Source organism: Mycobacterium sp. 141, assembly GCF_000382405.1.
Taxonomy (GTDB): domain Bacteria; phylum Actinomycetota; class Actinomycetes; order Mycobacteriales; family Mycobacteriaceae; genus Mycobacterium.
On record NZ_KB908255.1, the window covers coordinates 133,116 to 149,593 of the forward strand.

Genomic DNA, 16,478 nt, shown 5'->3' on the forward strand with positions numbered 1-16,478 from the left:
CGCCTCACCGATAGCATGGTCGCGATCGTATTGCGCCCCGCAACCATAGGAGAGTCCCCGATGAGCGCCGCCGCCAGCTCCGCCCCCGCAGCCCCGATCCGGGTCGCTGCCGGGACTACCGCCGGGGCGGCGGTCCGCGAGGCGGGGCTGCCGCAGCGTGGTGCCGTCGATGCCATCGTGGTGGTCCGCGACGCCGACGGCCGGCTGCGTGACCTGTCCTGGATCCCCGATGCCGATGTCGAGGTGACCCCGGTCGCCGCCGATACCGAGGACGGCCGCAGCGTCATCCGGCATTCGTGTGCCCACGTGCTCGCGCAGGCCGTGCAGGATCTCTTCCCCGAGGCCAAGCTCGGGATCGGGCCGCCCATCGTCGACGGCTTCTACTACGACTTCGACGTCCCCCAGCCGTTCACGCCCGAGGACCTGGAGCGGCTCGAGAAGCGGATGCAGAAGATCGTCAAGGACGGTCAGCTGTTCGACCGGCGGGTCTACGAGTCCAAGGACGAAGCCCGTCGGGAACTCGCCGGCGAGCCCTACAAGCTGGAACTGGTCGACGACAAGTCCGGGGCCGACGATCCGGAGGTCATGGAAGTGGGCGGCGACGAGCTCACCGCCTACGACAACCTCAACCCCCGCACCAAGGAACGGGTCTGGGGAGATCTGTGCCGCGGACCTCACATCCCGACCACCAAGCACATCCCGGCGTTCAAGCTGACCCGCAGCTCCGCGGCCTACTGGCGGGGCAACCAGAACAACGCGAGCCTGCAGCGCATCTACGGCACCGCCTGGGAATCGCAGGAAGCTCTCGACAAGCATCTCGAGCTCATCGAGGAGGCCCAGCGCCGCGATCACCGCAAGCTCGGCGTGGAGCTCGACCTGTTCAGCTTCCCCGACGAATTGGGTTCGGGCCTACCGGTTTTCCACCCGAAGGGCGGCGTGGTGCGTCGTGAGCTCGAGGACTACTCGCGCCGCAAGCACCTGGAGGCGGGCTACGAGTTCGTCAACACCCCGCACATCACCAAGGAGCAGCTGTACATAACCTCGGGGCACCTGGAGTGGTACGCCGACGGCATGTTCCCGCCGATGCATATCGACGCGGAGTTCAACGAGGACGGTTCGGTTCGTAAGCCGGGGCAGGACTACTACCTCAAGCCCATGAACTGCCCCATGCACCACCTGATCTTTCGGTCGCGGGGCCGCTCTTATCGTGAACTTCCGTTGCGGCTCTTCGAGTTCGGCAGCGTCTACCGCTACGAGAAGTCCGGCGTCATCCACGGCCTGACCCGGGTGCGTGGCATGACCCAGGACGACGCGCACATCTACACCACGCGCGAGCAGATGCGCGACGAGCTCACCCGGCTGCTGCAGTTCGTGCTGGACCTGTTGCGCGACTACGGCCTCGACGACTTCTACCTGGAGCTGTCCACCAAGGACCCGGAGAAGTACGTCGGCTCCGACGAGATCTGGGAGGAGGCCACCGACACCCTGCGTGAGGTGGCCGAGGCGTCCGGCCTGGACCTGGTGCCCGACCCGGGCGGCGCGGCGTTCTACGGACCGAAGATCTCGGTGCAGGTCAAGGATGCGCTCGGGCGCAACTGGCAGATGTCGACGATCCAGCTGGATTTCAACATGCCCGACCGGTTCGAGTTGGAGTACACCGCCGCCGACGGCAGCCGGCAGCGGCCCGTGTTGATCCACCGGGCGCTGTTCGGTTCGATCGAGCGGTTCTTCGGGGTGCTCACCGAGCATTACGCGGGCGCGTTCCCGGCGTGGCTGGCGCCGGTCCAGGTGGTCGGCATCCCGGTCGCCGACGCGCACCTGGATTACCTGTACGAGTTTGCCGCCCAGCTGAAGTCGCGTGGGATTCGCGTCGAGGTGGATGCCAGTGACGACCGGATGGCCAAGAAGATCGTCAACCACACCAACCAGAAGGTGCCGTTCATGCTCCTGGCGGGCGACAAAGATGTGGCTGCCGAGTCCGTCTCGTTCCGGTTCGGGGACCGTACCCAGATCAACGGTGTGCCCCGCGAGCAAGCGTTCAACGCCATCGCCGAATGGATCGAGCGGCGTGAGAATGCCGTTCCGACAGCCGAATTGGTCAACGCGGTAACGGCGATGAGCGCTTGCGCGAAGAGCCAGGTAGCCCCGACGTGACCGATCCAGACGAGCGGACCATCGTCGACCACGGTGTCGGCGACCCCGACCATCTGCAGCGACTGTGGACCCCGCACCGGATGAGCTACATCGCCGACGCGGTCAAGAGCAACAACAAGGTCGGTTCGGCCGGGTCGTCTGAACCGTTCACCGACATCCCGGAATTGTCCGACGAGGACGGCCTGATGGTGGCCCGCGGGCAACAGGTGTACGCGGTGCTGAACCTGTACCCGTACAACCCGGGGCACTTGATGGTGGTGCCGTACCGGCGGGTGTCGGAGTTGGAGGACCTCACCGCCGAGGAGAGCGCCGAGCTCATGGCGTTCGCGCAGAAGGCGATTCGCGTGATCAAGGCGGTGTCCCGTCCGCACGGTTTCAACGTCGGGCTCAACCTCGGCACGTCGGCGGGCGGTTCGCTGGCCGACCACCTGCACATGCACGTGGTGCCGCGCTGGGGCGGTGACGCCAACTTCATCACGATCATCGGCGGCGCCAAAGTGATCCCCCAGTTGCTGCGCGAAACCCGGGTGCTGCTGGCCACGGAATGGGCCAAGCAGTCGGGCCCGGCGGGAGTGGACCGGTGAGCAACCTGTTCCTGATGAGCCGGGCCGCCTACGTCAAGCTGTCCCGTCCGGTGGCCAAGGCGGCGCTGCGTGCGGGCCTGACTCCCGACATCGTCACCATCGTCGGCACCGCGGGCTCGGTGACTGCCGCGCTGACGCTGTTCCCGATCGGTCAACTGTGGTGGGGCGCGTTCAGTGTGGCCGTCTTCGTGCTCGCGGACATGCTCGACGGCGCGATGGCCCGTGAACGCGGCGGCGGAAGCCGGTTCGGCGCGGTGCTCGACGCAACCTGCGACCGGATCGCCGACGGCGCGGTGTTCGCCGGTCTGGCGTGGTGGGCGGCCTTCGGTGCGAACAGGCCGGCGCTGGTGGTGGCCACGCTGATCTGCCTGGTCACCTCCCAGGTGATCTCGTACATCAAGGCCCGGGCGGAGGCCAGTGGCCTGCACGGTGACGGTGGCATCATCGAGCGCCCCGAGCGCTTGGTGATCGTGCTGCTGGGCGCGGGGCTGTCCGGGGTGCCGTTCCTGCACGTGCCCTGGCTGGTGGATGTCGCGATGTGGGTCCTCGCGGTGGCCAGCGTGGTCACCGTCGCGCAGCGGCTACACGCGGTGCGTACCTCGCCCGGCGCCATGGAACCGCTGCACCCGTCCCACCCCGCCGAGCCGAACGGGCAGAGCGAGCGGTGACGATCACCAGCCGAATCCCGTTCAGCGGGCGGATGACCGACATCGGCTACGCGGCTGGCTGGCAACTGGTACGCGCCATGCCGGAGCCGATGGCCCGCAACATGTTCGACGCCGGGGCGTGGTATGCGTCACTCGGTGGCGGGCCCGACCAACTGCGCAAGAACCTGGCCCGCGTCATCGGGGTGCCGCCCGTCGAGGTGCCCGGCGACCTCATGCGGGAATCGCTGGCGTCCTATGCGCGGTACTGGCGCGAAGCGTTCCGGCTGCCGTCGATGAACCTGCCCGCCGTCGCCCGGCGCCTCGACGAAGTGGTCATCGGCGCGGACAGGCTCAAGGTCACGCACGACGCCGGCCGCGGTGGCATTCTTGCGCTTCCGCACAGCGGGAACTGGGACATGGGCGGCGTCTGGCTGGTGAGCCGGTACGGCACCTTCGCCACCGTGGCCGAACGGCTCAAGCCCGAATCGCTGTACCGGCGCTTCATCGAGTACCGCGAGAGCCTCGGCTTCGAGGTGTTCCCGCTGTCCGGCGGGGAACGGCCGCCCTTCGAGCTGCTCTCAGAGCGCTTGCGCGACAACAGGGTCGTGTGCCTGATGGCCGAGCGGGATCTGACCCGCAGCGGTGTCGAGGTCGACTTCTTCGGCGAACCCACGCGGATGCCGGCCGGATCGGCCAAGCTCGCCATCGAGACCGGTGCCCCGCTGCACCCGACGCACGTCTACTACGACGGCGACGACTGCGTCGTCGAGATCTTCGATCCGCTCGACACATCGTCCGGTGACGTCGGGATCGTCACCCAGGCGCTGGCCGATCAGTTCGCCAAGAACATCGCCGCGCACCCGGCCGACTGGCACATGATGCAGCCGCAGTGGCTGGCCGACCTTTCGGACGAGCGCCGCGCCCGGTTGGGCACCTGATGAGCGCTTGCACGAAGAAGCGACGGAGCTGAGCGATGCGAATCGGGATGGTCTGCCCGTACTCGTTCGACGTACCCGGCGGCGTGCAATCCCATGTGTTGCAGCTTGCCGAGGTGATGCGGGCGGCCGGCAACGAGGTCAGCGTGCTCGCCCCGACTTCTGCTGACGCCCACGCCGCGCTGCCCGATTATGTGGTGTCTGGCGGCAAGGCCGTGCCGATCCCGTACAACGGCTCGGTCGCACGGCTGCGATTCGGGCCGGCGACTTACCGGACGGTCAAGAAGTGGCTGCAGCACGGTGACTTCGACGTGCTGCACCTGCACGAACCCAATGCGCCGAGCCTGTCGATGCTGGCGCTGAACATCGCCGAGGGGCCGATCGTCGCGACGTTTCACACTTCGACGACGAAATCGCTGACCCTGTCGGTGTTCCAGGGGATCCTGCGGCCCCTGCACGAGAAGATCGTCGGCCGTATCGCCGTGTCCGACCTGGCGCGGCGCTGGCAGATGGAGGCGCTCGGCTCGGACGCGGTGGAGATCCCCAACGGCGTCGACGTGGCGTCGTTCGCCGAGGCCTCACCGCTCGACGGCTATCCGCGGCCCGGTCGCACGGTGCTGTTCCTCGGCCGATTCGACGAGCCCCGCAAGGGCATGGCCGTGTTGCTCGGTGCTCTGCCGAAACTCGTCGAGCGGTTCGCCGACATCGAGATCCTCATCGTCGGGCGCGGCGACGAGAACGCGTTGCGGGAGCAGGCCGGTGATCTCGCGTCACATTTACGGTTCCTCGGCCAGGTCGATGACACCACCAAAGCGGCCGCGATGCGCAGTGCCGACGTGTACTGCGCACCCAATCTCGGTGGGGAGAGCTTCGGCATCGTCCTGGTCGAGGCGATGGCCGCAGGCACCGCCGTGGTGGCCAGCGATCTGGACGCCTTCCGGCGCGTCCTCGACGACGGCCGCGTAGGTCGACTCGTCCCGGTGGACGATGCGGACGCTCTCGCCGAAGGCTTGATCGACGTCCTCGACGATGACGCGGCCCGAGCCCGTTACGTCGCTGCCGCCACCGATCGGGTCCGCCGCTACGACTGGTCGGTCGTGGCCGGCGAGATCATGAGGGTCTACGAAACCGTCGCGGGCTCTGGGACGAAGGTGCGGGTCGCCGGGACCACGGGTAAGGGTGCCGTGGCCAAAGGTTCGGCTTCATGACCGCGGAGATCATCGTCGGCGTCCTGATCCTGCTGGTTGTCGTGCTGTTGCTGGTGGGGATGTGGGCGTTTCAGACCGCCAACCGGCTGGACCGGTTGCACGTGCGCTACGACTTGTCGTGGCAGGCGCTCGACAGTGCGTTGGCGCGGCGCGCGGTGGTGGCCCGCGCCGTCGCCGTCGACGCGTATGCGGGCAGCCCGCAGGGCAGACGACTGGCTGCGCTGGCCGACGCCGCGGAGCGGGCACCGCGGTCGGCGCGCGAAATGGCCGAGAACGACTTGTCGGCCGCGTTGGCGACCGTCGACCCGGCGTCGTTGCCGGTGGCGCTGGTCGCCGAGCTGGCCGACGCCGAGGCGCGAGTGCTGTTGGCGCGCCGCTTCCACAACGACGCCGTACGCGACACCCTCGCGCTGCGTGAGCGTCCGGCCGTGCGCACGCTGCGGCTGGGCGGCACCGCGGCGCTGCCGAGCTATTTCGAGATTGCCGAGCGCGCAGATGCGTCGAGCGTCGCGGCAGGCCCGGTCAGCCGGCGCCTGTCGGCGCGGGTGGTGCTGCTCGACGAGTCGGGTGCAGTGCTGCTCCTGCGCGGCAGCGACCCGGCGATCGATACGCCGGACAATCCGGCGCCGCGCTGGTGGTTCACGGTCGGCGGCGCGGTCCAGCAGGACGAGAAACTGCCGGACGCCGCTGCGCGGGAACTGGCCGAGGAGACCGGCCTGGAGGTGGATCCGGCGGCCTTGATCGGGCCGGTATGGCGCCGCGACGCGGTGATCGACTTCAATGCCTCGGTGATCCGCAGCGAGGAGTACTTCTTCATCCACCGGACACCGCGGTTCGAACCCTCGGCCTCGGGCCGGACCACGTTGGAACGTCATTACATCCACGGTCACCGTTGGTGCGATGCAACAATGATCGCCGAGCTGGTCGCCGACGGGGAGGCCGTATACCCGCTGCAGTTGGGTGAACTCTTGGGACAGGCCGTCGACCTGGCCGAACAGTCGTCCGACGGGCGGACGAGTACACGGACACCCCCGCATCGCGAGCTGCAAACCATCCGCTGATGCGGATTCGATGGACTTGGCAGCTAGATAGACTGAATCAGTAGCAATTGGAGGAGATGGCAGTGGAAATCGGCGGGCAAGAGCGCAGCGATCGGGGGATCGTTGGGGCGGTGCAGAACGGTGCAACGAATCAGACCGGTACCGCGCGCGTGAAGCGTGGGATGGCTGAGATGCTCAAGGGCGGCGTCATCATGGATGTCGTCACTCCCGAGCAGGCGAAGATCGCCGAGGCTGCCGGTGCGGTGGCCGTCATGGCACTGGAGCGGGTGCCTGCTGACATTCGGGCCCAGGGTGGCGTGTCACGCATGAGTGACCCCGACATGATCGAGGGCATCATCGAGGCGGTGACGATCCCCGTGATGGCCAAGGCGCGGATCGGGCATTTCGTCGAGGCGCAGATCCTGCAGGCGTTGGGGGTGGACTACGTCGACGAGTCCGAGGTGCTCACCCCGGCCGATTACACCAACCACATCGACAAGTGGAAGTTCACCGTGCCGTTCGTGTGCGGCGCGACCAATCTGGGTGAGGCGCTGCGCCGGATCACCGAGGGCGCGGCGATGATCCGCTCCAAGGGCGAGGCCGGTACCGGGGATGTGTCCAACGCGACGACTCACATGCGCAAGATCGGCGGGGAGATCCGTGGGCTGACGTCGCTGAGCGAGGACGAGCTCTACGTCGCCGCCAAGGAGTTGCAGGCACCGTATGACCTGGTGGCCGAGGTGGCCCGGGCCGGAAAGCTGCCGGTCACGCTGTTCACGGCCGGTGGTATCGCCACTCCGGCCGACGCGGCGATGATGATGCAGCTGGGTGCCGAGGGTGTGTTCGTGGGCTCGGGCATCTTCAAGTCGGGCAATCCGGCTCAGCGGGCCGCGGCGATCGTGAAAGCCACTACGTTCTACGACGATCCCGATGTGCTGGCCAAGGTGTCGCGCGGGCTGGGGGAGGCCATGGTCGGCATCAACGTGGAGGACATCGCCCAGCCGCATCGGCTCGCCGAGCGCGGCTGGTAAATGGCGATTGAAGAGATCCTCGATCTGGAGCAGCTCGAGGTCAACATCTATCGCGGCGGCGTGTTCAGCCCGGAGTCGGGTTTCCTGCAGCGCACGTTCGGCGGTCACGTAGCGGGACAATCGCTGGTCTCCGCGGTGCGCACCGTCGACCCGCGCTTCCAGGTGCATTCGCTGCACGGTTATTTCCTGCGCCCCGGCGACGCCACGACTCCTACGGTCTACCTGGTCGAGCGGGCGCGCGACGGCGGCTCGTTCTGCACCCGGCGGGTCCTTGCCGTCCAGCACGGCGAGACGATCTTCTCGATGTCGGCCTCGTTTCAGACCGATCAGACCGGCATCGAGCATCAGGATGTGATGCCAGAGGCGCCGCCGCCGGATGATCTGCCCGGCTTCCGGTCCGGTGGAGCGTTCGACGACGCCGGGTTCGCGCAGTTCGCTGAGTGGGATGTCCGCATCGTGCCACGCGACCAGGTGCACAAGATGCCCGGCAAGGCCTCTCAACAGCAGGTGTGGTTCCGTCACCGCGACCCGTTGCCCGACGACCACGTGCTGCATATCTGCGCGCTGGCTTATATGAGCGACCTGACGCTGTTGGGCTCGGCGCAGGTCAACCACCTCGGTGTGCGCAAGCATCTGATGGTGGCCTCCCTGGATCACGCCATGTGGTTCATGCGGCCGTTCCGGGCCGACGAATGGCTGCTCTACGACCAATCGTCGCCGTCGGCGTGCGGCGGGCGGTCCCTGACCCAGGGCAAGATCTTCAACAGGTCCGGCGAGATGGTGGCGGCCGTGATGCAGGAGGGGCTGACTCGCTACCAGCGGGATTTCACGCCTTCGGAAGGAAAATGACCAAACATGTAGGGGTGCTGGCCCTTCAGGGCGACACCCGAGAACACCTGGCTGCTCTGCGTGCGGCCGGGGCAGAGGCGATTACGGTGCGTCGACTGTCCGAACTGGAAGCGGTTGACGCCTTGGTGATCCCCGGCGGGGAATCCACCGCGATGAGTCATCTGCTGCGGGAATTCGATCTGCTGGAACCGTTACGGGCGCACATTGCCGACGGTTTGCCTTGCTACGGGTCCTGCGCCGGGATGATCCTGCTGGCCACCGAGATCGCCGACGCCGGAGTCGCGGGGCGTGCCGCGGTGCCGCTGAAAGCCATCGACATGACTGTGCGCCGCAACGCATTCGGCCGACAGGTGGACTCCTTCGAAGGCGAAATCGACTTCGAGGGTCTCGACACCCCGGTACATGCCGTGTTCATCCGGGCGCCGTGGGTGGAGCGGATCGGACCTGACGTGCAGGTGTTGGCCCGGGCTGCCGACCACATCGTGGCAGTGCGTCAGGGGCCGATGCTCGCGACGTCGTTTCATCCGGAGATGACCGGCGATCTGCGCATCCACAAGCTGTTCGTCGATTCGTTGTGACTGTCCTTACAAGGCGCTGAACTGGTCCTATAGCGGGACACAGGAAGTCCCCGGCGGATACATAGGTTCGGCAAATCGGGGCGGGTCTTAATGGAGCATGTGACGACGACGCTTGACGATGCGCCCGAATCGACCAATGACGCCGAACCGGGTTCTCGACGCCGATTGGACGTGGCGAGGCTGGAGCGTTTTGCGTTCCCCGCGTTATTGCTGGTCACCGCGGTGGCCTACTTGTGGAATATCAGCATCAACGGGATGGGCAACGAGTTCTACGCCGCCGCGGCGCAGGCCGGCTCCAAGAACTGGGAAGCCCTGCTGTTCGGGTCGCTGGATTCCAACAACTTCATCACCGTGGACAAGCCGCCGGTTTCGCAGTGGGTGATGGCACTGTCGGGTCAGCTGTTCGGCTTCAGCAGCGCCAGCATGCTCGTCCCGGAAGCATTGATGGCCGTTGCCGCGGTCGGCCTGCTCTACGGGGCGGTGCGCCGGATCAGCGGACCGCGCGCAGCTCTGCTCGCCGGCGCCGCGCTGGCTGTCATGCCGGTGACGGCGCTGATGTTCCGGTTCAACAACCCCGACGCGGTGATGGTGCTGTTGATGACGGCTGCTGCTTATTGTGCGGTGCGGGCCCTGGAGCAGCATGGCGCACGCGAGGAGCACAACGGTTATGGCGCACGCGAGGAGCAGAAAGGATATGGCGCACGCGAGGAGCACAACGGTTATGGCGCACGCTGGCTGGCGCTCGCCGGTGTCGCGCTCGGGTTCGCCTTCCTGGCCAAGATGCTCGAGGGGCTGATGGTCATGCCGGCCGTCGGGCTGGTCTACCTGATCGCCGCGCCCGTCACGGTCCGCCGCCGGCTGCTGCACCTGTTGGGCTCGCTGATCGCGTTCCTCGTGGCGTCGGGCTGGTTCGTGTTGCTCACTTTGCTCTGGCCGGCGTCCTCGCGGCCGTACCTCGCCGGTTCGACCGACAACAACTTCATGAACCTGGTGCTGGGCTACAACGGGTTCGGCCGTGTGTTGGGCCATAACCACTACGGCATGAAGCCAGGCGATCACCCGGCGCCCGATCCGGCGAGCGGCCCGGGCGCCGCTGCCGCCCAACACCACGGCGGCTTCGGTGGCTGGGGCAACCAGGTCCAGGGCCTGCCGCGGCTGTTCACCGGCGAGTTCGGTTTCGAGATCGGCTGGCTGATCCCCGCGGCGCTGCTGGCGATGGTGCTGGTACTGGTGTCGCGCGGCCGGGCGCCGCGCACCGACGTCGTACGGGCCGGGGCGATCTTGTTCGGCACCTGGCTGGTGATCGACGGTCTGGTGCTGAGCTTCATGAAGACCAACGTGCATCCGTACTACTGCCTGTCGCTGGCCCCGGCCGTGGCGGCCATGTTCGCCATCGGCATCCACGAGATGTGGCGCCGCCGTGACGACTGGCTGGGCCGGATCGGTTTGGCGACAATGCTTCTGGCGACCGGGGTGTGGAGCTTCTGGATCCTGGGCCGCAATGCGTCCTGGCTGCCGCCGCTGCGGTGGGCCATCCTGGCGGTGGCAGTACTGGCCACGGTGGCTCTGCTGTGGGGGTTGCGTGCGGGCCGCCGCGGCCTCGCGGTCGCCGCACTGGCGGCGGCACTGATCGGCGGGTTCGCCGGGACGACGGCGTACACGGTTGCCACCCTCGGTCAGCCGCACACCGGCGGCGGCCCCAGCGTCGGACCCGCTGATCCCGACGACCACCACGGGCACGGCTGGTTCACCGACAATCCCGGAGTGGACGCGATGCTGCGGGGCACCACTACCAAGTGGTCGGCGGCAATCAACCACTCCTCGGCCGCGGCGAATCTCGAATTGTCCACCAACACTGCGGTAATGGCGATCGGTGGCTTCATCGGTAGCGATCCGGTGCCGACGCTGGAACAGTTCCAGACCTATGTCGCCGATCGGCAGATCACCTACTACGTTCTTCCCGAGGCCAAAGGGCATGGCGGCTTCTTCGGCAACAATTCGCACACCGAGATCACCGACTGGGTGAAGGCGAACTTCACCGCGACCAAGGTGGGCTCGGACACGGTCTACGACCTCAGCGCCCCGCTGAAGAAGTAGCACCTGGCGCTCTTCCGGCGAGGCCGACGTAGTACACCCGGGTCACCCGATGGGTGGTCAGCGGGCCGTCTTCGGTGCCGACTGTCACCGACCATCTGTGGCGTTCTCGGCTGATACCGTCGCTGGCGCCGGCGTCGTCCCGTGGGCCCCACACCGCGGTGAAGTCCGCATCGTTGGTACCGCAGCCGTAGTAGGCCACCCAATCGGGTTGTTGAGCGGAATGGCCCCACGCGCCACCGATCCGGGCGCGGCACCGGGTGCCGTCGTCGAGTACTAAGGCAAACGGTGTGTAGCTGTGCATCGCTGGCTTGCGGGCCGTGCTCAATCCGATGGCGGGGATCAGATCGACCACGTTGGTGAACGGATCACGCACGCACAGCACATGATCGTTGTCTGCCGCCGGCCAGCAGGCGTCGCCGGAATCGGCCGTCCCACCGCATGATCGCACCGAGGCGCCTACGTCGTAACGTGACGGCAAACCGAGCGAGCAATCGATGGGATCGTTGCCGCGATCCTCGACATTCTGCTTCCAGCCGGTCTGGACATTTCCTTGTGCGTCGACAGGTCTCAGCACGATCACGTCGGGTCCGTTGCCCCGGTTGAAGTGTTTGACCGTGACGATGCCGATGACGACAGCCGCGATCGTCGCCACTGCGCCAAACGCCCACAGCAGCGCGCGGCGGCGCCGGCGGAGGGCGGCAGGCTGCGTAGGAGGATGCGGCGGCGGTGTGTTCGTCCAGAATTGCCAGCCGTGCGGCGCCGGCGGCCACGAGAGATCAGCCTCCCATCCCGCAGGCGGCTCCCAGCCGGGAAGAACCGGCCAGCCCGGTGGGGGATTGAACGAACTGCCCGACATTCGCGTACGGTAACGCCGCCCGGCGCGGCATATCGCGGAACTGATGTCTGCCGATCGGCTGAAATCTGCGCAGGCCAAGCCAGCGCACGACCCAGCACCGGCCCACGTAGACTGGGCAGCCGAAGTTTCACCAGAAAGAGGGCGTACCTGCATGAGCGGCCATTCCAAGTGGGCCACCACAAAGCATCAGAAGGCCGTTAAAGACGCGCGCCGTGGTAAAGAATTCGCCAAGCTGATCAAGAACATCGAGGTGGCGGCGCGCACCGGCGGTGGTGATCCGGGTGGTAACCCGACGCTGTATGACGCAATCCAGAAGGCCAAGAAGAGCTCGGTGCCCAACGACAACATCGAGCGGGCCCGCAAGCGTGGTGCAGGTGAGGAAGCCGGCGGCGCAGACTGGCAGACCATCACGTACGAGGGTTACGGCCCTAACGGTGTTGCGGTGCTCATCGAATGCCTGAGCGACAACCGCAACCGGGCTGCCGGCGAGGTCCGGGTCGCGATGACGCGCAATGGCGGAAACATGGCCGATCCGGGCTCGGTGTCCTACCTGTTCGCCCGCAAGGGCGTGGTGACGCTGGAGAAGAATGGCCTGACCGAGGACGATGTGCTGCTGGCCGTGCTCGAAGCGGGCGCCGAGGAGGTCAACGACCTGGGCGATGCGTTCGAGATCGTCTCCGAGCCCAGCGACCTGGTCGCGGTGCGAACTGCACTGCAGGATGCCGGTATCGACTACGACTCGGCCGAGGCCAGTTTCCAGCCGTCGGTGACGGTTCCAGTCGATCTTGAGGGCGCGCGCAAGGTGCTGAAGCTGGTCGACGCGTTGGAGGACAGCGACGACGTGCAGGAGGTCTACACCAACGTCGACATCCCCGACGATGTCGCCGCAGCCCTCGACGAGGACTAGCTGACCAGGGTCCGACGTCCCTCTACCGTGGTCTCGGCGCCGGAAGGCCCTAGCCGCGTAGGTCGCTAACCGACTGCGGCGACCGCCGCCGCGATAGGCGTTTGACCGGAGATCACCTCGAACGTGTGACCGGCCGTTTGCGGGGCGTCCAGCACCGCCAGCAGGACCGCGGCGACATCGGCCCGCGGAATGGTGCCGCGCCCTGTGGATTCAGCGATCTGCACGTTGCCCGTGCCGTCCGCGTCGGTCAGCCCGCCCGGCCGTACGATCGTGGTCCGCAGTCCCGAGCGGGCCCGCACATTTGCGTCGGCTCCGGCTTTGGCCCGCATGTAAGCCCGGAACACTTCGTCGTAGCTGTCGTCGAGAGACCGATCGTCGGCAGACAACGCCGAGACCATCACGTACCGGGTCGCCCCCGCGGCCTCGGCAGCGTCGGCCAGCAGGATCGCCGCGTCGCGGTCGACGGTCTCCTTGCGCGCCGCACCGCTGCCCGGCCCGGCGCCCGCGGCGAACACCACCGCGTCGGCACCGCGCACCTCGTCGGCGACGTCGTCGACCGAGGCGCGTTCCAGATCCAGCACGACTGCCCGGGCGCCGGCGGCCTCCAGATCGGCTGTCTGGGCGGGATTGCGGATCAGCCCGGTCACCGAGTCACCGCGCCTGGCCAACAGTCGTTCCAGAATCAGGGCGATCTTTCCGTGTCCACCTGCGATGACGACGTGCATGATGTTTCCTCTAGCCTTCTTCGGGTGCGCCTACAGTCTGCCGCGCGTGTCCCTGCCGCTCGGTGTCGGTGGACCACGCTAGGCTCTCGAACAGATGTTCTGACGAAAGGGTTCGCGTGCGGGTGATGGGAGTCGATCCCGGGTTGACGCGTTGCGGGCTGTCGGTGATCGAGAACGGGAAAGGCCGCCAGGTCATCGCGCTGGATGTGGACGTGGTCCGCACGCCGGCCGACGCCCCGCTGCAGCAGCGGCTACTGACCATCAGCGACACCGTCGAGTATTGGATGGACACCCACCGGCCCGACGTGATCGCCATCGAGCGTGTCTTCGCCCAGCAGAACGTATCGACCGTGATGGGAACCGCCCAGGCCGGCGGCGTGATCGCGCTGGCGGCTGCCCGCAGAGAGATCGACGTGCATTTCCACACCCCGTCCGAAGTAAAGGCCGCGGTCACCGGAAACGGCCGGGCGGGCAAGGCTCAGGTCACTGAAATGGTGACGAGAATCCTTGCGCTGCAAGCTAAACCGACTCCTGCCGATGCGGCTGACGCACTCGCACTGGCCATCTGCCATTGCTGGCGGGCGCCGATGCTCGCTCGGATGGCCGCCGCCGAGGCGCTCGCTGCTGATCAACGCCGCAAGTATCAGGCCAAGCTCAAGGCGGCCCGGGCATGATCGCGTCGGTCCGCGGCGAAGTCATCGACATCGCTCTCGATCACGCCGTCATCGAGGCCTCCGGTGTCGGCTACAAGGTGATGGCGACACCGTCCACCCTGGCGAACCTGCGACGCGGTGCCGAGTCGCGGCTGATCACCGCGATGATCGTGCGTGAAGACTCTATGACGCTCTACGGGTTCGCCGACGGCGAGGCTCGGGACTTGTTCCTGACGTTGCTTGGCGTGTCCGGCGTCGGTCCGAAGATCGCGCTGGCGACACTGGCCGTGTACGACCCGCAGGCACTGCGCCAGGCCCTCGCCGACGGCGACGTGACCGCCCTGACTCGGGTGCCCGGCATCGGCAAGCGGGGCGCCGAACGGATGGTGCTGGAACTGCGCGACAAGATCGGCGTGGTGACTGCCGGGGCTGCAGGTGTGGCCGTCGGCCACGCGGTACGTGGGCCAGTGGTGGAAGCGCTTGTCGGCCTTGGCTTTGCGGCCAAACAAGCTGAGGAAGCCACCGACAAGGTGCTTGCCAATGACCCCGAGGCGAGCACATCTACCGCACTGCGGGCGGCGCTGTCCATGCTTGGTAAGAAGTAGCGGTGATGAGCCGCTGGCGCGAAGAGCAGATGTAGATGGGCCGGTTCGACGACACCGAGGAGCCCGATGATCGTGAGGTGACCCCCGCGCTCACCGTCGGCGAGGGCGACATCGACGCCAGTCTGCGGCCCCGCTCGCTGGGCGAGTTCATCGGCCAGCCTCGGGTGCGGGAACAGTTACAGTTGGTGCTCGAAGGCGCCAAAAACCGCGGTGGCACACCGGATCACATCCTGTTGTCCGGTCCTCCGGGTCTGGGCAAGACGTCGTTGGCGATGATCATCGCCGCCGAGCTCGGCTCCTCGCTGCGGATCACCTCGGGCCCAGCCTTGGAGCGGGCGGGCGACCTGGCGGCGATGCTGTCCAACCTGGTTGAGCACGATGTGTTGTTCATCGACGAAATTCACCGCATCGCGCGCCCGGCCGAGGAGATGCTCTACCTGGCGATGGAGGATTTCCGCGTCGACGTGGTGGTCGGCAAAGGCCCTGGGGCCACGTCCATTCCGCTGGAAGTGGCGCCCTTCACCCTCGTCGGTGCGACGACTCGGTCCGGCGCGCTGACCGGCCCGCTGCGCGACCGCTTCGGGTTCACCGCGCACATGGATTTCTACGAACCGATCGAGTTGGAGCGCGTGCTGGCCCGCTCGGCAGGCATCCTCGGCATCACCCTCGGCGCCGAGGCCGGGGCGGAGATCGCCCGCCGCTCGCGGGGCACACCCCGGATCGCCAACCGGCTGCTGCGTCGGGTTCGTGACTACGCCGAGGTGCGGGCCGACGGCGTCATCACCCGCGACATCGCCAAGGCGGCCCTGGAGGTCTACGACGTCGACGAGTTGGGTCTGGACCGATTGGACCGAGCCGTGCTGTCCGCGCTCACCCGCAGCTTCGGCGGGGGACCGGTGGGCGTGTCCACGTTGGCCGTGGCGGTCGGGGAGGAAGCCACCACGGTCGAGGAGGTGTGCGAACCGTTCCTGGTGCGAGCCGGGATGGTGGCCCGCACCCCACGGGGCCGGGTCGCAACACCACTGGCCTGGACTCACCTCGGTATGCAACCGCCGATCACCGGTCTGGGCCAGGCCGGGCTGTTTGAATAGTCGTCATGGTCATCGCCGGTTTAGTTTTCGCCGCCCTCGCCGCGGTTCTGCACGTCTACATCTTCGTGATGGAATCGCTCACCTGGACCTCTCCGCGCACCCGCGCGACCTTCGGTACCACCGCGGAAACCGCTGAGACTACCAAGGAACTGGCATTCAACCAGGGCTTCTACAACCTGTTCCTGGCCATCGTCACGACGGTCGGCATCGTGGGAATCGCCTTGGGACACAACGTTGTCGGCGTGGCCCTGGTGTTCGCCGGGGTTGGCTCGATGCTGGCCGCGGCGCTGGTTCTGCTCACCACCTCACCGGACAAGGCCCGCGCCGCGATCACGCAAGGCATCTTCCCGCTGATAGCGGTGGTGCTCGTGGCGATCGGCTTGGCGCTCTGACGCCTGCGTTCGACGAGTGCGGCGGGTCGATACCGTCGGGTGCGCCTTCCCATGCCGAGCAGGCGCGGCGGTACCGGAACAACGGCGTGTCGGGGACCGCGGTGTCTGCTCGCGGAGAGAACTGAT

17 protein-coding genes are annotated in these 16,478 nt (G+C 67.0%); 15 read left to right on the forward strand and 2 right to left on the reverse strand.

Annotated elements, in window-relative coordinates:
- The first annotated feature begins 60 nt into the window (after positions 1–60).
- The 10 genes from thrS (at position 61) to H276_RS0100800 (ending at position 11,123) form a co-directional block, all read left to right on the forward strand.
- Positions 61–2,154 (forward strand): threonine--tRNA ligase, encoded by a 2,094-nt coding sequence (gene thrS, locus H276_RS0100755; RefSeq protein WP_019969393.1) that lies wholly within the window; start codon positions 61–63, stop codon positions 2,152–2,154.
- Positions 2,151–2,738, forward strand: a complete 588-nt coding sequence (locus H276_RS0100760; protein WP_019969394.1) for an HIT domain-containing protein — start codon at positions 2,151–2,153, stop codon at positions 2,736–2,738. Before thrS ends, H276_RS0100760 begins: the two co-directional genes overlap by 4 nt.
- The gene (gene pgsA / locus H276_RS0100765; RefSeq protein ID WP_019969395.1) at positions 2,735–3,406 is read left to right on the forward strand and encodes a phosphatidylinositol phosphate synthase; all 672 of its coding nucleotides are present in this window, start codon (positions 2,735–2,737) and stop codon (positions 3,404–3,406) included. The genes H276_RS0100760 and pgsA overlap by 4 nt, the downstream gene beginning before the upstream one ends.
- Positions 3,403–4,323 carry a phosphatidylinositol mannoside acyltransferase gene (locus H276_RS0100770; protein ID WP_019969396.1) on the forward strand — a complete coding sequence of 307 codons (921 nt, stop codon included), beginning with the start codon at positions 3,403–3,405 and terminating at the stop codon, positions 4,321–4,323. Before pgsA ends, H276_RS0100770 begins: the two co-directional genes overlap by 4 nt.
- A gap of 35 nt (positions 4,324–4,358) precedes the next feature.
- Positions 4,359–5,528, forward strand: coding sequence for a glycosyltransferase family 4 protein (locus H276_RS0100775; protein ID WP_019969397.1), 1,170 nt, complete (start codon positions 4,359–4,361; stop codon positions 5,526–5,528).
- Positions 5,525–6,589, forward strand: coding sequence for an NUDIX hydrolase (locus tag H276_RS0100780; protein ID WP_019969398.1), 1,065 nt, complete (start codon positions 5,525–5,527; stop codon positions 6,587–6,589). Before H276_RS0100775 ends, H276_RS0100780 begins: the two co-directional genes overlap by 4 nt.
- Positions 6,590–6,687: 98 nt before the next feature.
- Positions 6,688–7,599: a pyridoxal 5'-phosphate synthase lyase subunit PdxS gene (pdxS, locus tag H276_RS0100785; RefSeq protein ID WP_026356430.1), complete on the forward strand. Its 912-nt coding sequence runs from the start codon at positions 6,688–6,690 to the stop codon at positions 7,597–7,599.
- Positions 7,600–8,448 carry an acyl-CoA thioesterase II gene (gene tesB, locus H276_RS0100790; RefSeq protein WP_019969400.1) on the forward strand — a complete coding sequence of 283 codons (849 nt, stop codon included), beginning with the start codon at positions 7,600–7,602 and terminating at the stop codon, positions 8,446–8,448.
- Positions 8,445–9,026 (forward strand): pyridoxal 5'-phosphate synthase glutaminase subunit PdxT, encoded by a 582-nt coding sequence (gene pdxT / locus H276_RS0100795; RefSeq protein ID WP_019969401.1) that lies wholly within the window; start codon positions 8,445–8,447, stop codon positions 9,024–9,026. Before tesB ends, pdxT begins: the two co-directional genes overlap by 4 nt.
- Before the next feature lie 90 nt (positions 9,027–9,116).
- Positions 9,117–11,123, forward strand: coding sequence for a glycosyltransferase family 39 protein (locus H276_RS0100800; protein WP_019969402.1), 2,007 nt, complete (start codon positions 9,117–9,119; stop codon positions 11,121–11,123).
- On the opposite strand, the gene H276_RS0100805 is transcribed toward H276_RS0100800, so the two are convergent.
- Entirely contained in the window at positions 11,101–11,979 is an 879-nt protein-coding gene (locus H276_RS0100805; protein ID WP_231376575.1) for a hypothetical protein, read from the reverse strand. The two genes, H276_RS0100800 and H276_RS0100805, sit on opposite strands and share 23 nt — an antisense overlap.
- A 151-nt stretch (positions 11,980–12,130) precedes the next feature.
- Here H276_RS0100805 and H276_RS0100810 point away from each other — a divergent pair, with 151 nt between their 5' ends.
- On the forward strand, positions 12,131–12,886 hold the full coding sequence (locus H276_RS0100810) for a YebC/PmpR family DNA-binding transcriptional regulator (protein ID WP_019969404.1): 756 nt from the start codon (positions 12,131–12,133) through the stop codon (positions 12,884–12,886).
- 65 nt (positions 12,887–12,951) lie between these two features.
- On the opposite strand, the gene H276_RS0100815 is transcribed toward H276_RS0100810, so the two are convergent.
- Entirely contained in the window at positions 12,952–13,611 is a 660-nt protein-coding gene (locus tag H276_RS0100815) for an NAD(P)H-binding protein (RefSeq protein ID WP_019969405.1), read from the reverse strand.
- A 116-nt stretch (positions 13,612–13,727) separates the two neighbouring features.
- Here H276_RS0100815 and ruvC point away from each other — a divergent pair, with 116 nt between their 5' ends.
- Genes ruvC through H276_RS0100835 form a run of 4 tightly spaced genes read left to right on the forward strand, consistent with a single transcriptional unit; the run spans position 13,728 to position 16,352 of the window.
- Positions 13,728–14,285, forward strand: a complete 558-nt coding sequence (gene ruvC, locus H276_RS0100820) for a crossover junction endodeoxyribonuclease RuvC (protein WP_026356431.1) — start codon at positions 13,728–13,730, stop codon at positions 14,283–14,285.
- Complete coding sequence (ruvA, locus tag H276_RS0100825) at positions 14,282–14,869, forward strand: Holliday junction branch migration protein RuvA (protein WP_019969407.1); 588 nt, start codon at positions 14,282–14,284, stop codon at positions 14,867–14,869. The genes ruvC and ruvA overlap by 4 nt, the downstream gene beginning before the upstream one ends.
- A gap of 35 nt (positions 14,870–14,904) precedes the next feature.
- A complete protein-coding gene (ruvB, locus tag H276_RS0100830; protein ID WP_019969408.1) occupies positions 14,905–15,960 on the forward strand; it encodes a Holliday junction branch migration DNA helicase RuvB in 1,056 nt (351 codons plus the stop codon).
- Positions 15,961–15,965: 5 nt separating this feature from the next.
- Positions 15,966–16,352, forward strand: a complete 387-nt coding sequence (locus tag H276_RS0100835; protein WP_019969409.1) for a DUF1304 domain-containing protein — start codon at positions 15,966–15,968, stop codon at positions 16,350–16,352.
- The last annotated feature ends 126 nt before the right edge of the window (positions 16,353–16,478 follow it).

What these genes read in the sequence shown, in the direction of transcription:
- pdxT (WP_019969401.1), top strand. Translation starts at nt 8,445, where the DNA reads ATGACCAAACATGTAGGGGTGCTGGCCCTTCAGGGCGACACCCGAGAA.
- ruvB (WP_019969408.1), top strand. Translation starts at nt 14,905, where the DNA reads ATGGGCCGGTTCGACGACACCGAGGAGCCCGATGATCGTGAGGTGACC.
- tesB (WP_019969400.1), top strand. Translation starts at nt 7,600, where the DNA reads ATGGCGATTGAAGAGATCCTCGATCTGGAGCAGCTCGAGGTCAACATC.
- H276_RS0100775 (WP_019969397.1), top strand. Translation starts at nt 4,359, where the DNA reads ATGCGAATCGGGATGGTCTGCCCGTACTCGTTCGACGTACCCGGCGGC.
- H276_RS0100835 (WP_019969409.1), top strand. Translation starts at nt 15,966, where the DNA reads ATGGTCATCGCCGGTTTAGTTTTCGCCGCCCTCGCCGCGGTTCTGCAC.
- thrS (WP_019969393.1), top strand. Translation starts at nt 61, where the DNA reads ATGAGCGCCGCCGCCAGCTCCGCCCCCGCAGCCCCGATCCGGGTCGCT.
- H276_RS0100805 (WP_231376575.1), bottom strand. Translation starts at nt 11,979, where the DNA reads ATGTCGGGCAGTTCGTTCAATCCCCCACCGGGCTGGCCGGTTCTTCCC.
- H276_RS0100810 (WP_019969404.1), top strand. Translation starts at nt 12,131, where the DNA reads ATGAGCGGCCATTCCAAGTGGGCCACCACAAAGCATCAGAAGGCCGTT.
- H276_RS0100800 (WP_019969402.1), top strand. Translation starts at nt 9,117, where the DNA reads ATGGAGCATGTGACGACGACGCTTGACGATGCGCCCGAATCGACCAAT.
- H276_RS0100780 (WP_019969398.1), top strand. Translation starts at nt 5,525, where the DNA reads ATGACCGCGGAGATCATCGTCGGCGTCCTGATCCTGCTGGTTGTCGTG.
- H276_RS0100815 (WP_019969405.1), bottom strand. Translation starts at nt 13,611, where the DNA reads ATGCACGTCGTCATCGCAGGTGGACACGGAAAGATCGCCCTGATTCTG.
- ruvA (WP_019969407.1), top strand. Translation starts at nt 14,282, where the DNA reads ATGATCGCGTCGGTCCGCGGCGAAGTCATCGACATCGCTCTCGATCAC.